The 14,939-nt window shown below is 40.0% G+C and carries 13 protein-coding genes and 1 tRNA gene; 5 read left to right on the top strand and 9 right to left on the bottom strand.

Going from position 1 to position 14,939, the window contains the following annotated elements; all coding sequences use genetic code 11:
* The first annotated feature begins 158 nt into the window (after nucleotides 1–158).
* Nucleotides 159–1,328: a hypothetical protein gene (locus WAO84_RS04750; RefSeq protein ID WP_340063962.1), complete on the top strand. Its 1,170-nt coding sequence runs from the start codon at nucleotides 159–161 to the stop codon at nucleotides 1,326–1,328.
* Nucleotides 1,329–1,481: 153 nt separating this feature from the next.
* Complete coding sequence (locus WAO84_RS04745; RefSeq protein WP_340063959.1) at nucleotides 1,482–1,901, top strand: hypothetical protein; 420 nt, start codon at nucleotides 1,482–1,484, stop codon at nucleotides 1,899–1,901.
* Between the two features lie 16 nt (nucleotides 1,902–1,917).
* Here WAO84_RS04745 and WAO84_RS04740 read toward each other — a convergent pair whose 3' ends face one another.
* The 7 genes from WAO84_RS04740 to WAO84_RS04710 form a co-directional block, all read right to left on the bottom strand.
* Nucleotides 1,918–2,133, bottom strand: a complete 216-nt coding sequence (locus WAO84_RS04740) for a hypothetical protein (protein WP_340063957.1) — start codon at nucleotides 2,131–2,133, stop codon at nucleotides 1,918–1,920.
* Nucleotides 2,130–2,999, bottom strand: a complete 870-nt coding sequence (locus tag WAO84_RS04735) for a hypothetical protein (RefSeq protein WP_340063954.1) — start codon at nucleotides 2,997–2,999, stop codon at nucleotides 2,130–2,132. The genes WAO84_RS04740 and WAO84_RS04735 overlap by 4 nt, the downstream gene beginning before the upstream one ends.
* Before the next feature lie 384 nt (nucleotides 3,000–3,383).
* Nucleotides 3,384–3,758: a DUF6730 family protein gene (locus tag WAO84_RS04730; RefSeq protein ID WP_340063952.1), complete on the bottom strand. Its 375-nt coding sequence runs from the start codon at nucleotides 3,756–3,758 to the stop codon at nucleotides 3,384–3,386.
* A gap of 12 nt (nucleotides 3,759–3,770) precedes the next feature.
* Complete coding sequence (locus WAO84_RS04725) at nucleotides 3,771–4,631, bottom strand: relaxase/mobilization nuclease domain-containing protein (protein WP_340063950.1); 861 nt, start codon at nucleotides 4,629–4,631, stop codon at nucleotides 3,771–3,773.
* Complete coding sequence (gene mbpA / locus WAO84_RS04720) at nucleotides 4,628–4,957, bottom strand: mobilization protein MbpA (protein ID WP_340063949.1); 330 nt, start codon at nucleotides 4,955–4,957, stop codon at nucleotides 4,628–4,630. Before mbpA ends, WAO84_RS04725 begins: the two co-directional genes overlap by 4 nt.
* A gap of 188 nt (nucleotides 4,958–5,145) precedes the next feature.
* Nucleotides 5,146–6,417, bottom strand: a complete 1,272-nt coding sequence (locus tag WAO84_RS04715) for a site-specific integrase (RefSeq protein WP_340063948.1) — start codon at nucleotides 6,415–6,417, stop codon at nucleotides 5,146–5,148.
* 216 nt (nucleotides 6,418–6,633) lie between these two features.
* Nucleotides 6,634–6,706: transfer RNA gene (locus WAO84_RS04710), tRNA-Pro, on the bottom strand.
* 258 nt (nucleotides 6,707–6,964) lie between these two features.
* Between WAO84_RS04710 and WAO84_RS04705 the strand changes: the two genes are divergently transcribed.
* Nucleotides 6,965–8,092 (top strand): PQQ-dependent sugar dehydrogenase, encoded by a 1,128-nt coding sequence (locus WAO84_RS04705; protein WP_340063947.1) that lies wholly within the window; start codon nucleotides 6,965–6,967, stop codon nucleotides 8,090–8,092.
* 79 nt (nucleotides 8,093–8,171) lie between these two features.
* On the opposite strand, the gene murQ is transcribed toward WAO84_RS04705, so the two are convergent.
* Together murQ and WAO84_RS04695 are read right to left on the bottom strand one after the other, a co-directional pair.
* Nucleotides 8,172–8,987 carry an N-acetylmuramic acid 6-phosphate etherase gene (murQ, locus tag WAO84_RS04700; RefSeq protein WP_340063946.1) on the bottom strand — a complete coding sequence of 272 codons (816 nt, stop codon included), beginning with the start codon at nucleotides 8,985–8,987 and terminating at the stop codon, nucleotides 8,172–8,174.
* Between the two features lie 8 nt (nucleotides 8,988–8,995).
* Nucleotides 8,996–9,745, bottom strand: coding sequence for a DeoR/GlpR family DNA-binding transcription regulator (locus WAO84_RS04695; RefSeq protein WP_340063944.1), 750 nt, complete (start codon nucleotides 9,743–9,745; stop codon nucleotides 8,996–8,998).
* A gap of 227 nt (nucleotides 9,746–9,972) precedes the next feature.
* Here WAO84_RS04695 and nagB point away from each other — a divergent pair, with 227 nt between their 5' ends.
* Both nagB and WAO84_RS04685 read left to right on the top strand, forming a co-directional pair.
* Nucleotides 9,973–11,919 (top strand): glucosamine-6-phosphate deaminase, encoded by a 1,947-nt coding sequence (gene nagB, locus WAO84_RS04690; RefSeq protein WP_340063941.1) that lies wholly within the window; start codon nucleotides 9,973–9,975, stop codon nucleotides 11,917–11,919.
* A 140-nt stretch (nucleotides 11,920–12,059) separates the two neighbouring features.
* Nucleotides 12,060–14,930 carry a SusC/RagA family TonB-linked outer membrane protein gene (locus WAO84_RS04685; protein WP_340063939.1) on the top strand — a complete coding sequence of 957 codons (2,871 nt, stop codon included), beginning with the start codon at nucleotides 12,060–12,062 and terminating at the stop codon, nucleotides 14,928–14,930.
* Nucleotides 14,931–14,939 lie beyond the last annotated feature (9 nt).

The following is a 14,939-nucleotide window of genomic DNA, read 5'->3' as shown; positions in this document are numbered from 1 at the left end:
TAACAATGTATAACCGCAATTACGGCGGATTCGACTACGTCCGAATCCACTCGGAATTGCTAAAGTCTGTGCTAAACCGAAAATTAACGCATATAAACCCGTAACTGCGGTTATACGAGAACGTTATGATCAATTTCCCTTAACTTGAAAACTTTCCCATGAATAAATTAACCTTAGTATTTCTTTTAATCTTCATTCAAACCCTTTCGCATGCTCAAGTATCAGACACAGGAGATAAAGTAGGTATTGGCACAAACTCACCAACCAGCAAACTGGATGTGTACAGAAATAGTGGAAATGAAACCATAGCTACTTTTAGAACTGATGAAGGATTAATCAATATTTCGGCAGCTGGCTCTTCAACTGAAAATCCAACCTATATCAATTACATTTCTTCTAGGAATGCCAGTAATACAGCATATGAGGATTTTGCCATTAAAACCGGAGGCGGAATTGGACAATTTCTCGTCAAAACAAATGGTAATATTGGTATTGGAACATCTAACCCAAACGCAAGGCTGGATATAGTAGGTGGAACATTTAGGGTAAGTCAGTCTTCCAATCAACGACTTGAAATAAGTCAGAATTTGAATAATGATGGAACTGCGATTTTAGATAACCAAGCAGCAATTGGAGATATTAAATTCCAGATGTCAGGTGAAGATCGAATGACGCTAAAAAGAAACGGAAATCTCGGATTAGGTACAAATTCTCCTAGTAGTAAATTAGATGTATTTAGAAATAGCGGGAACGAAACAATTGCTACGTTCCGAACAAATGAAGGAACTTTAAATATAGCTGCAGCTGGTCCATCTACTGAAAATCCAACATACATTAATTACATTTCTTCAAGAAATGCCAGTAATACAGCTTATGAGGATTTTGCCATTAAAACTGGTGGTGGAATTGGTCAAATTATTGTAAAAACCAATGGCAGTGTAGGCATCAACACAACAACTACAGGAACACATAAACTAGCAGTAGAAGGATCAATTGGAGCGAGAGAAATTAAGGTAGAAGCCAGTGGATGGTCTGACTTTGTTTTTTACGATGATTACAAATTACCCTCGCTTAAAGAAGTAGAAAACCATATCAAAGAAAAAGGCCATTTAAAAGACATACCTTCTGCCAAAGAAGTTGAGGAAAACGGTATTTATCTTGGTGAAATGAATTCTAAACTTTTGCAAAAAATTGAGGAATTGACGCTTTATACTATTCAACAAGAAAAGAAAATCAAAGAACAATCCAAAAAAATTGAGGACTTAGAATCACTCAACAAAAAACTTCTTGACTTGCAAAAAAGATTAGAGAAGTTAGAAAAGAAATAAAGCCAGTGCCTAACATTGGCTATAAGTAATTGCTTCTACTGGCTTACTTTGGAAGTTCCTTCGGAATTTCCAACTTGGTGTGTACTTGCAAGGTTATGTGCCAACCAACGCAACTACTCATAGCCAAACCGTTATGCTCAATTAAAAGTAACCATGGAAATTAAAGATTTATTGTTAATCATTCTACCAATATTGACAGCTTTATTGAGTAGTTATTTGACATTTTTTTTTGCCATTAAAGGCAAGCAAAAGGAAGCAATGCTAAAATTCAAGGAAGAAAAATATTCGAATTTGATTATTGCATTACAGGGTTTTGTAGGCTCAACCGTTTCTGCAGAAACAAAGAGAAAATTCTTTGAAGAACAATATAAATCTTGGTTGTACAGCTCTGATGAAGTTGTTGAATCAATCAATAACTTAATACGATTATTAATCGAAGAACAAGGAAATCAGCCAGACCCTCAAAAAGGAAGAGAAATTATTGGAACAATTATTCTAGAAATGAGAAAGGATTTACTAGGCAAGACAAATTTATCTTATAAAGACTTCAGGTATACTGACGTGATATCTTAGAAGTCAACTAAATCCTTTAGAGAAACCTCCAAACCCTTTGTAAGCTTCCCCCTCCATTGCTGCCATCTCCGAAAAGAATGAGGTTCCCTCTACCATCACCTGTTGATCCACTGGAGTAAGTGTTGTAATTGACATATACATCATTTTCTATACTTGCATTGGTATGTGTTTGGGAAATCATCACTTGCGGCACAAATAGAATACTAAGAATCCAAAGGAATTTTCTTGTCATTTTTTATCTTGTTTTAATTTGTTTATCTCTTTTTTCAACTCAATAACGTAAAGTGTGAGTTCCTCGATTTTCTCCAATAATAATTTGTTCATCTCGCCGAGTTGAATACCATTTTCTTCGACCTCTTTTGCTGATGGTATGTTGATCAGATGGCCTTTTTCTTGGATATGTTTTTCCACTTCCTCCAAAGTAGGTAGGTCATAGTCTTCTTTAAAGACATAATCGGCCCAGCCCGTTTCGACCTTAATCTCTTCTGCACGGATTTTTCCCTTTACAGAGAGTCGGTATCCTCCAAGTCTGGATGTGCCAATGGCCAAATCCCCATTCACGACCAATTTGCCTGGATTTTGTTCTGTTCCTCCCCCATAGTTTTGGTAGAGCTCTACTACTGCATCACCATAATGGCCGATATCCGATCCTATTCTCAAATGGTTTGTAGTTCCGCTACTCCCTGCCCATATTTTAAAGGGAATACCATTGCCCCCATCCCCTATGGAAAAGCTGCCTCCATTAAGCGTAAGCTTATACTGGGGGTTTGAAGTGCCAATACCCACATAGCCATTGGTCTTGACCTTTATAAAAGAGGTCGCAAAATCATTCCTTCCAAAATCAAAGCCATGTCCATCGCTTATCCTAAGACCATAGGTATAGGTCTCTACGTTTCCCCCTCCATGTTTGATACTCAGGTAATCTCCGATTTCAGACAGCCACCCAGATTTTAAGACCGTTCGGTTATATTGCCCATCAATCTGCTCAAACCCAAAGTCCGTTTTGATTTCCTTTACCCTACCTGATGAAGACGTGGTCACCTGTGCAAAGGCAATCGACATTGAAAAGAACAAAATAGGGAAAACAAGATGCCTCATATTATATTTTTTAGGGTTGAAAACATTAAAAACATCCATAAAAGTACACTGGCCCAAGTAAATAGGCCAACTAGAAAACCGATAATGCCTTCAAAGGGAAAATGAGGTTTTTTGGTTTATGGTTGCAACAATAAAAGTAGGAAAAAAAATTTATTTTTGATTGAATAAAAATCTTAATTTTTTTAAGGTTTTTCTATAATTTAAGATTAAGTTATTGGTTTTTATACTTTTAGAGCTTCTAGCCTTTGCTCCTTTTAACAAAAAGAGTATTAAACTTTACATTTTTATAACATTGAAGAATAGGGACGATGCCCAAAATAATGTCATATCAGTAGGAAGGAATCAAACCAACAAAAAAAACAATGGTCCACAGACCCTTTTTTGTTATCCCCTGGTACCGGGGCTTACAATCGAAGTGGTCCCTTTATCTTCTTCCTGGGTAACTTTTGTCCAGTAGACGTAGGCCAATGAGGTAACGGAGAGCAGGATTGCCAATATAAATACAATAATCGCCCATTTAGGGTAAACGCCGGCCCTTTGAAAAAGTGATTCCATTTTTGCATGGAACCTTTCCTGCTGCTCGCTTTGTCTTTCCAGTCCGGCCTGGTGTTCTTTTAAAAGAGCTTTGATCTCCTTTACATCAATGGAAACTTCGGTATCCTTCAACTGGTCATTGATTTTTTCCAATCTGTCAACGTCACTGCGGAAAGCCTCCATTTCAGAGGTCAACACTTCCATATATTCTTTCATCGTTGCCATAGTTCTGATATTTTAGATTCCCATTCCCAGGTGAACTGAGCGTTTGATTGCTTGTTTGGCTACTTTTTTGGCAATGCTGGCAATCAAATTGGGGGATATGGGCATTGTTTTGTCCAAGATCTTCACTGGCCTTATTTTTACCATACTACTTGATTGCCCATAGAGCATATATCCGATATTGCCACCCGTCATGCTCCGGTGCACCTCGCTGCCCTTTAGGCTGTGGCCATCGAACTCGAAACGGAACCCCTGAAGCTTTCCTGCCCTGTTGATACTAGGAATCACTTTGACACTATTGGTATCCATAAATTTCATATAGTCGTTGAAGTTCGTTGGTGAAAATTGTTTGAGTGTAAGTACGTGCCTTCTCTTAATCTCCTGCCTGACATCATTGAGCAAAAACTCCTTTTCCATTTGCACCTGCCTAACCGTTGTCAGCTGCAGTTGCTCCGCCACTTTTTCGGCCGACTGCTGGCTCCGTTTGCCAATATAGCTGTCGTTGTACGCTCTTCCTTGGTAATCGATTCTATTCACGTATAAATGGATGTGAGCATGCTGCTTGTCCCTATGAACAAAGGCAATGGCCTGTCTTTTTCCAAGTTTCATCCGTTCCATGAACCTTTGGCATATTTTTTCAAGTTCTTTCTGTTTTAACCGTTGTCCATCTTTAATCGTGGGACTAAGGACAAAGGAAAGGGTGTTCCTCTTGCAATTGTAATTCTGTTTCTGTAGCATTTTGAATTCCTGGGTTACTTCTTCAGGATTGTTGCCAATGAGTTCCTGTTTGAACACGACTTCGGCATCCTTCTCCTGGTTCCACCCATAGGCCATGGAAGCCTTGGTATGTGATATGGCCCTTCCCTTACCAATCATATCCTGAACTTTTTGAGGTGCTCCCTTATCTCATCGGCCAGCCAGTATACCTTTTCAGTCAGATGAGGGTTCCGCTTCTTGTACATGTTACCAATGGATCTGAAGTTATTATGGAACTTCATCAGCATCCTGTAAATGATAATTTCTTCCTCTGTAAGGCGTTCGGTCACTTTTTTATCAAAAGCCACCCTTCTGAAATACTCGCTCAGGGTAAGTCCGCATCTTTTCGCCCGGTTCTTCAGCAGTTTCTTTTCAAAGGGCGTGCACCTGAATTTTATCAGTTCGGTCTTCCCCTTAAACGACCTCTTTTTTTTTATTGTGACCACCGGGAGCAATCGAGATTGTGTCCACAGACACACATCTCGAATTCGTCTTTGACGAATCTCTACCCCTAAGCTCAATAGATATGGAGCCATTGTCATCTAACATCTCTGAGGTAAGTTCTATTCTGCCTTTGTCTCCCTCGGACTTTTGCTTAATCCGATCAAAATCTTCATATTCAAATTCCATATTATCAGTTTTTCATTGCAACTCCATCTCCTGATTTTCTCAAAAGGCCATTCGTTGGGCTTTTGGAATATATCTCCATTACTCTCTGCATATCCTCCCCGATTTTTTCCTGCAGCACCCTGGCATAGATCTGGGTAGTGGACAATTTGGTATGTCCCAACATCTTGGACACCGTTTCTATCGGGACCCCGTTTGATAGCGTAACGGTTGTGGCAAAAGTGTGCCTCGCCACATGGAAGGAAATATTCTTATGGATTCCACAGACCCTCACTATTTCCTTCAGATACGCATTGGTCTTTTGGTTACTGTAAACAGGCAATAAACTGTTGTTTTCAATGGGGAGGTTTTCGTATTTTTCCATAATTTCCACCGCTTTTGGGAGCATGGGAATCTTAACTGATTTGTTGGTCTTTATCCTTTTAGTGTATATCCAATAGTTTCGGTCAACTCCTTTACTGATATTGTCCCTGGTCAGAAGTTTGATGTCCATAAAGGTGAGCCCTCTATAGCAACTGAACAGGAAAATATCCTTTACCCTTTCCCTTCCAACGTTCATGAAAGTGGTGTTGTCAATCAGGTCAATCTCTCTTTGGGTAAGATAATTGCGGTCAAACTTTTCAAAATGTAACTTGAAGTTCCTGAACGGGTCCTTGTCCAGCCATTCTAGTCTTACCCCAAGTCTTGTGACCTTCATCAAGCGCTCCAAATGTTTCATGGTACCATTGTTGGAACAGGTCTTTCGGTTCTTTTTAGGCTTGAATGTCTTTATGTAATGTTCAAAATCCAAAATGAACTTATGCTTTAGGTCATTAAGAGGTACATCACTTGTCTTAAGTCTTGTGCTGATATAACCTCTTAAATATTTCTCTGTGGAGAAGTAGTTTTTCATGGTCCCGGGCTTTAGGGCATTGACCATATTGGAATTATGATATTCGAAAAGTTCCAAGAGGGTGTGGTTCACTTCGTCCTCCCCGACATACCTGGCCTTGATAGATCTTGCCGTGATCAATGTCCTTTCCATATGCAGTTCCCTATGGACATTGAGGATTTCCCCATAAACTGTATCAAGGTATGCGTTCAGATCCTCCAATATTCTGTTGATCGGTAATGCCTTTCCACGGGTTTTGTCCCAATTGCACACCGGAATGTCCCGTTTGATACTGATTTCTGCACGCTCCTTTTTGACCGTGATACGAACATAGATATCGTATATGTTAGGGTCATTGCGTTTTTTCCTGACGAAGAAATTGATTCCTAAAGTACTGTCTGTCCGCATGTTGTAATCTTTTAAATTGAACAATTGTTACTGGTCGGACTGCCCTTGACCTCAATCGTTCATACCTAAAACTACAACAATCAGTGTGCCGGTGTGCTCACCTTTTTGCACACCAAAAACTTGGTTTTAAATGATATCAGATGAATTCAATAAAAACAAAAAGCACTGTCAACCAGTCAGTTAACAGTGCTTTAATACCACTTGAAAAGTGGTTCGTCGGGATGACTGGACTCGAACCAGCGACCACACGCACCCCATGCGTGTACGCTACCAACTGCGCCACATCCCGATTTTGTATAACTCCTTTTCTACAATACGTATTCAGGCATCTACTTTGGGAACGCAAAAATATAAAAACTCCCCAAAATAGCAACTTGTTTTATAAAAGAATAAATAAACTTTAAACCATTATTCATATCTTATCTGCCATTGACATCAACCAAAGAGTGCATAAGGAAACGATCTAATACCCGTTTCTTTGCGTATATATTAAAATGCATTTTGATATTCAACTGCTTTATTCGTAATTTTCATAAAACTTATTGCCATGAGAAATCAATTCATAACTTTTCTTTCAGGTATCATTGTTTTTGTTTCCTGTGCCCAGGAAAGCAAAAATGAAACACCAACTAATGGCACAGTTACCTATACACTGGAAACTGTGGCTGCTACTAGTGAAATTCCATGGGGAATGGATTTTCTTCCCGATGGTAGTTTTCTTTTTACAGAAAAATCCGGAAACCTCATCCATTTTAAAAATGGTGAAAAAATTCAGATCCAAAATGTACCTCCGGTATATTTTAGCGGTCAGGGTGGATTATTAGATGTAGCGGTTCACCCTGATTTTGATTCCAACAACCTGATATATCTTACTTTGGCTTCTGATGAAGGAAGTGGAAACGGAGGAAATACGGCTTTGGTACGAGCTGCACTTGTAAATAACCGGTTAGAATCCGTAGAGGTACTATACAAAGCCGTGCCCAATACTACTGCCGGTCAGCATTTTGGTTCCAGAGTTATTTTTGACAGAAATGGTTTTGTATATTTCTCTATTGGAGATCGGGGAAACCGGGATGAAAACCCTCAGGATATCACGCGCGATGGTGGTAAAGTGTACCGGCTGCATGATGACGGGCGCATACCTTCAGATAATCCTTTTGTAAATGAAACCAACGCTAAAACGGCTACATACAGCTACGGGCACCGCAATATCCAGGGAATGGCCCTACACCCAGCTACCGGAGAGATATGGACTCATGAGCATGGGCCCAGAGGAGGCGACGAAATAAATATTATTAAAAAAGGTGAAAATTACGGGTGGCCCCTCGCCACTTTTGGCACTAATTATAACGGCACACCCATTACTGAAAATACTTCTTTACCCGGAATGGAAGATCCTTTGTATCAATGGACTCCCTCTATTGCTCCCAGTGGTATGGCTTTTGTAAACTCTAATAAGTACCCAAAATGGGATGGCGAACTGTTGGTAGGGTCACTGGTTTTCCAATACCTGGAATTAGTATCTATAGAAGGGAATACAGTGAAAAACACAGAAAGATTATTTGACGGTATTGGCAGGGTTCGCGATGTACGACAGGGCCCTGACGGATATATTTATCTGGCCGTAGAAGGAAAAGGTATATTGAGAATTGTACCGGAAACAGAGCAACCTTAAAACAATGATCAATAATAAAATTTGCTTTACTGCCTCTACCCTTTATAGTGTCTGTGAATAGATTAAGTAGATCAATATATTACTGTCGGGAAGTAATGGCTTTTTTTACGGAACCATAGCGGGTAAGAAGCGCTTGGGCTTCTTCTTTGGAAACCAGTAGCTCTTCCATAATGAAGCGTACGCCACGATCTACCAGCTTATTATTGTTAAGCTGCATATTCACCATTTTATTTCCCTGTACTCTTCCTATTTTAATCATAAGACTGGTAGAGATCATATTAAGCACCAGCTTTTGGGATGTTCCACTTTTCATTCGTGTACTTCCGGTTATAAATTCCGGGCCTACAACTACTTCAATAGAATGATCAACTGCCTGTGACAGAGGAGAACCCGGGTTATTGGTTATACAGGCAGTAAGTATCCCATTTTCTCTGGCTTTCCGCACTCCTCCTAAAACATAAGGAGTAGTTCCTGAAGCAGCAATACCTATCACAGTATCATTTACAGTAATATTATATTTCATAAGATCTTTCCATGCCTGCTCCAAATCGTCTTCGGCAAACTCTACTGCTTTTCTGATAGCACTGTCTCCTCCTGCTATAAGTCCTATTACCCGGTCGTGCGGCAGTCCGTATGTTGGAGGTATTTCAGAAGCATCCAGAATACCCAGGCGCCCGCTGGTACCAGCTCCTATATAAAAAAGGCGTCCGCCTTTGCCAAACCTTTTGGTAATTTCATCTACCAAACCACTTATAACCGGTATTGTTTTCTCTACAGCTTCTGCTACTTTTTTATCTTCTTTATTAATATTCATTAATATTTCACTGGTTTTCATTGATTCCAGTGAATCGTATAATGAGGGTTCTTCTGTGATGGTTCTGTGTTTTGTTGCCATGTTTTCTTTTAAAGAAAATGAATCGTGTTATTTTTAAATGGAAGCAATGCTTCCGAATCGGGTTCCAGTTCGGTTACCAGAGTATCTATTGCATGCAGATCACAGGTTTTATAGCGCTGTACCGAATGTAATTTATCTGATATGGTTAATAAAACGGTACGGCGTGCTGCTTTGATCATTGCTTTTTTTATCTGAACGACTTCCCAGTCAAATTCGGTAAGTCCGTGTACGGGATCAAGATAACCTGTTCCCAGGAAACAAATATCGGTTTTAATATCGGAAAGAGTGTTAATTACATTGCCTCCTACTGCTATTTGAGCTTCTTTTGATAATTTTCCTCCCAGGAATATTACTTCTGCATTAGGTTGTGAAAGAAGCTGCATAGCCACCGGAAGGCTGGGGGTAAAAAAAGTAAGGTTTAACTTGGGAGGGATCATACGGGCCAGTTCCAGGTTAGTAGTTCCTCCGCTTATTAATACAACATTACCTTCTTTAAGCAATTTAACGGCCTTTTCAGCTATTGCAGATTTTTTTTTGTGTAAATAAATATCCTGCTCTCGGTAGTTATAAATATTAAACCCTAAAGATACAGCACCTCCATGTACTTTTTTAAGCTTTTTTTTAGCATCCAGTTCTTTAACGTCCCTTCGTACCGTATCTACGGAAACATTTAATATCTCTGCAATATCCGGCAAAAGTACACGGTTGTGAATATGCACTTCGTTCAGAATAATCTGGTGCCTTTCTTCTTTAAGCATTTAGAATAATTTATTTACTGCAAAAATCAGAATATTTTTTTAAATACTACAAAATAAGAAATTTCCACTTTTTGCAATATTTGCAATAATTTATCTTCATATTTTCAACTAATATAGAAAAAATTTGCAAAAAAAACAGCAAAAAATTGCAAATACATTTTTTTTTAATTTACTTTGAGAGGGATTTTAAATATGTTCTCTATATCTGAATCTATTAAAATGTAAGCATGTTAAACAACATAATAACACCCGAAAACGATATGAAGTTTGATCCTGAGTCTAAAAAGTTTGAAAACATAGAAACGTATGTATATGAAAGTTCAGACATGGCTTCACAATACATTGCCAGGAAAATAGCAGATCTGATCAAGGAAAAGGCGATGCGGGGTGAAAATGCCGTTTTAGGACTGGCAACGGGATCGAGCCCCACCAAAGTGTATGACTACCTTGTACAATTTCATAGAACGGAAGGTTTAAGTTTTAAAAACGTAATTACCTTTAATCTGGATGAATACTACCCTATGGAGCCACACTCTATACAAAGCTATGTGCGCTTCATGAATGAACATTTGTTTGATCACGTTGATATACCGAAGAAAAATATACATATACCTGACGGGACTTTATCTCCTGATCAGGTAAAAACCTTTTGTGACCACTATGAAAGTCTTATAGTACAATACGGAGGTATTGATATACAACTACTGGGTATTGGACGAACGGGCCACGTAGGGTTTAATGAACCCGGGTCTTCATTAACCAGTAAAACACGGCTTATTCGCCTGGATAAAGTAACACGACTGGATGCAGCCAGTGATTTTTTTGCTACCGAAAATGTTCCCTTCAAGGCTATTACTATGGGAGTTGGTACTATCATGGCTGCCAAGAAAATATATTTGCTGGCCTGGGGTGAAGGAAAGGCCCATATTGTAAAGCAGGCTATTGAAGGTGAAATAAAGGAGTCTATTCCCGCCTCTTTTCTACAAAAACATAACAATTGTGAATTTATTGTAGATCAGGCCGCAGCTTCAGAGTTAACGCGTATTAAAACTCCCTGGCTCGTAGCAGAGTGTGAATGGACGCACGGGCTTATTAAAAAGGCAGTGATATGGCTTTCGGAAAAGCTTAATAAGGCTATTTTGAAAATTACGAATGAAGATTATAACGAATACGGAATGGGTAACCTGGTAGCAGAAATTGGTTCTGCTGAAGAAATTAACCTAAGAGTATTTAATCAGCTACAACGCACTATTACGGGTTGGCCGGGAGGCAAACCCAAAGAAGATGACAGTAACCGGCCCGAAAGAGCAACTCCATTCCCGAAAAGAGCACTTATTTTTAGTCCGCACCCAGATGACGATGTCATCTCCATGGGGGGTACGCTCCTCAGACTGGTAGATCAGGGGCATGAAGTTCATGTTGCCTATCAAACTTCCGGGAATATCGCTGTGTTTGACGATGAAGTGATCCGTTTTTTAGATTTTACTAAAGAAATTGTAGAAAACACCCCTGCCGGTAAAGAAATAACTAAACTCACTAAGGAAGTTCGTGCATTTTTGAATTCCAAACATCCCGGAGATGTTGACAAGCCTGAAGTACAGCAGTTCAAAGGTCTCATACGTAAAGGAGAAGCACTTTCTGCCTGCCGTTATTGCGGAGTGGAAGAAAAGAACGCCCATTTTCTTAACCTTCCTTTTTATGAAACCGGAACAGTTAAGAAAAAGCCCTACAGCGAAGAAGATATCCAAATTACCTATAACCTGCTTAATACTATACAACCGCACCAGATATTTGCTGCGGGCGATCTTTCAGATCCCCATGGTACTCACAGAGTCTGCCTTCAAATTATCTACGAAGCTGTTAACCGGCTTCTACAGGATAAGGTGAGTTGGATAAAGGATACCTATTTATGGCTGTATCGAGGTGCCTGGCAGGAATGGGACATTTCTGATATGGAAATGGCAGTTCCAATAGGCCCAAAAGACCTTCACAGAAAACGCAACGCTATTTTTAAACACCAATCACAAAAAGACAGGGCTATGTTTCCTGGTAGTGATGAACGCGAATTCTGGCAACGTGCAGAAGACCGAAACAAGGAAACCGCCCGAAAATACAACCAACTGGGTCTTCCTGAATATGAAGCCATTGAAGGTTTTGTGCGGTATAAATTCTAGAAGCAGAAATTCAACTTTAACTTAATTTCATGAAAATTACTTATAACTTTTTGAAAAAAAAGTCAGTGTACAAATTTCTATTATTAATTTGTGTATCACTGACTGGTAGTTTTGTTTTTGGGCAAAACTCAGATTATGAAATGACCGGAAAGGTTACTGATAAAACTAATGGTCTTCCCATTGTAGGAGCATCGGTTTTTATTGAAAATACCACTTTCGGGGTTGTTACCGATTTTGACGGTAACTATAGTTTTGTGGCATCGGTACCTCCCGGTAATTACAATCTCAAAATAAGCTACCTGGGGTATTCTACCCGAACTATACCAGTGTCGCTGGGAAGTACCACCTCAATAACAAATGATATACAATTAACAGAAGACCTTCTGAATCTTGATGAAGTAATTGTGACCGGTACAGCAGGCAACACCAGTCGAAGGGAGCTGGGAAATGCTATTTCCACTGTTCAGGCATCCGAGCTTCAGAACAACGGGGCCATTGCGGTAGATCAGGCCTTGTCGGGTAAAGTGGCCGGTGCTTTGGTTCAGCAGAATTCCGGAGACCCCGCCGGGGGTATCTCCATACGCCTTAGAGGAGCCAGTACCATAACCGGTTCTTCAGATCCACTTTATATTATTGACGGGGTTTTAGTGAGTAACTCCAGTTCACAGCTTATCGATCTTGGTGGAAATGCACAAAACAGACTGGCGGATATTAATCCTAATGATATTGAACGTATAGAGATCCTTAAAGGCGCTGCAGCGGCAGCCATTTATGGTTCACGGGCCAGTAACGGGGTGGTACAGATCTTTACCAAAAGAGGGCAGTCAGGAAAACCCCGCTTTTCATTTACTACCAATGTTCGTATCAACGAACTAAGAAAAAAAATAGACTACAACGAAGCACCGCTGGCATGGGCAGACCCGTTTGATAATAATAATCTCGATACGACTGAAACCCAACGCTTTGACCTTCAGGATGAAATTTTTGACAGCGGGGTCGGTATTGAAAACTTTATGTCGGTTTCCGGCGGAAATGAGGATACTAAGTATTTTATATCCGGTTCTTTCCTGGATAATGAAGGGATCGTTAAAAACACCAGTTTTCAGCGCTTCGGCCTTAAAATAAATCTGGATCAACAGGCCAATGACTGGCTAAAGTTTAATGCAGGGCTTAACTATGTGAGAAGTGAAAGTGATGATGTTCCCAACGGTGGTATTAACTCGGCTTACGGGGCCATTACAGGATTCCTGTTTAGTGACAACTCTATAAATCCTGCCCCAGACGACTCGGGTGTATATCCTGTCACCTCCCTGCTGGTACCCCGCACCAACCCGGCAGAGGCCGTGGCCAGATTTGAGTTCGGCCAAAAAACCAACCGTATGATCACAAATCTTGGAGTTGACGCAAGTATTACCGATAAATTATCAGTAAATTATAAAATTGGTTTTGACTATTTCAACCAGTCGGGAACCGCATTTATTCCTCCTGGAAATACTTCTACGATACAAACAGGTTTTGCTCGTAGAGCTGATGCCAATAACTTTCTCTTTAATAATGACTTGAACATAAGTTATAAAACCGATATTACCGAAAATATTAAATCTACCACCGTATTGGGAGGTACCTGGCAATATCAGGAATTAGAGAGTACGGCTATACAATCAGACAGACTTCCTCCGCTTGTTAAAGTAGCCAGTGCCGGAACCATTACAGGCCAGGGTGATTTTAGAATTCAGGAATCCTTTTGGGGAGCTTTCCTGCAACAATCTTTTGGGTATAAGGACAAATTATATATCAATGGAGCTATTCGCTATGATGGTGCTTCTGTTTTTGGAGAAGATGAAAGAAACCAGTTTTTTGGAAAAGCCAGTATTTCCTATGTGATCTCAGACGAGGATTTTTGGAAAAACACCTTTGGCAGTACCGTAAACTCCTTTAAACTACGTGCATCCTGGGGAGAAGCTGGAAACCTTACCGCTCTTAGCGCTTTTGACCGTTTTGCCGTCTTTAATCCTATTGCCATTAACGGAGCCAGTGGTTTGGTGCCCGATACAAGACAGGGAAATGAAAATCTGGCTCCGGAACGCCAGACAGAAACCGAAATTGGTTTTGATGCAGGTTTTCTGGATAATCGTATAGGGTTAGAATTTACCTATTATAAGCAAAAAGTAAGCGACCTGCTTTTGGAGAGAGAACTGGCACCTTCTACTGGATTTACTACTCGAATCGAAAATGTGGGGGAATTAGAAAATAAAGGGGTTGAGATCCTTTTAAGAGCAATTCCCATAAAAACAGAAGATTTTGACTGGACCATTACCGCTACATATTCACGTAACGAAAATATCGTTACCAGCGTACCTGGCGGACAATTTGCACTACCCGAAAGTTTTTCTACCAACTTTGTTATAGAAGGACAGCCTTTAGGAGTATTCTTCAGACAATTCTATGCCCGCGATGAAAACGGAGATATTGCGCTGAATGCTGACGGATTTCCTTTTCAGGGTACCAATCCCGATGGTAGTAGTTCCAAAGTTCTGGGAGATCCCAATCCTGAATGGTTTGGTTCCCTTATCAATGAATTTACTTATAAAAATTTCCGTCTTCGTTTGCAGTTCGATGCCGTACAGGGATTCGATATATTCAACTGGAACCGGCGTTTATTGGATAACGTAATTTTTGGTGGAGGTTCTAATGTAGGACAGGAACTATTAGGCAACCGCCCTAAAGGATTTGGACGCGCTCAGGCTAACATTTTCGAGGAATTTGTGGAAGATGGGTCTTTTGTAAAACTAAGAGAACTGGCTTTAAGCTATACTTTTTATCCTGAAAACAGTGCTATAAGCAGTCTTGAATTAAGTTTTGTAGGTCGTAACCTGATCTCTTGGGACGATTATTCAGGATGGGATCCTGAGATCAATACAGCAGGACAAAGCAACGGGGTGCGTGGTTTTGACTTTGCTGCGGTACCCATACCCAGAACCTTCCAACTAGGTGTAAACGTAAGCTTTTAATTTATTAAT

It is taken from the genome of Ascidiimonas aurantiaca (genome assembly GCF_037646345.1).
GTDB classification, from domain to species: domain Bacteria; phylum Bacteroidota; class Bacteroidia; order Flavobacteriales; family Flavobacteriaceae; genus Ascidiimonas; species Ascidiimonas aurantiaca.
This window is presented reverse-complemented; position numbering and strand designations above follow the sequence as displayed.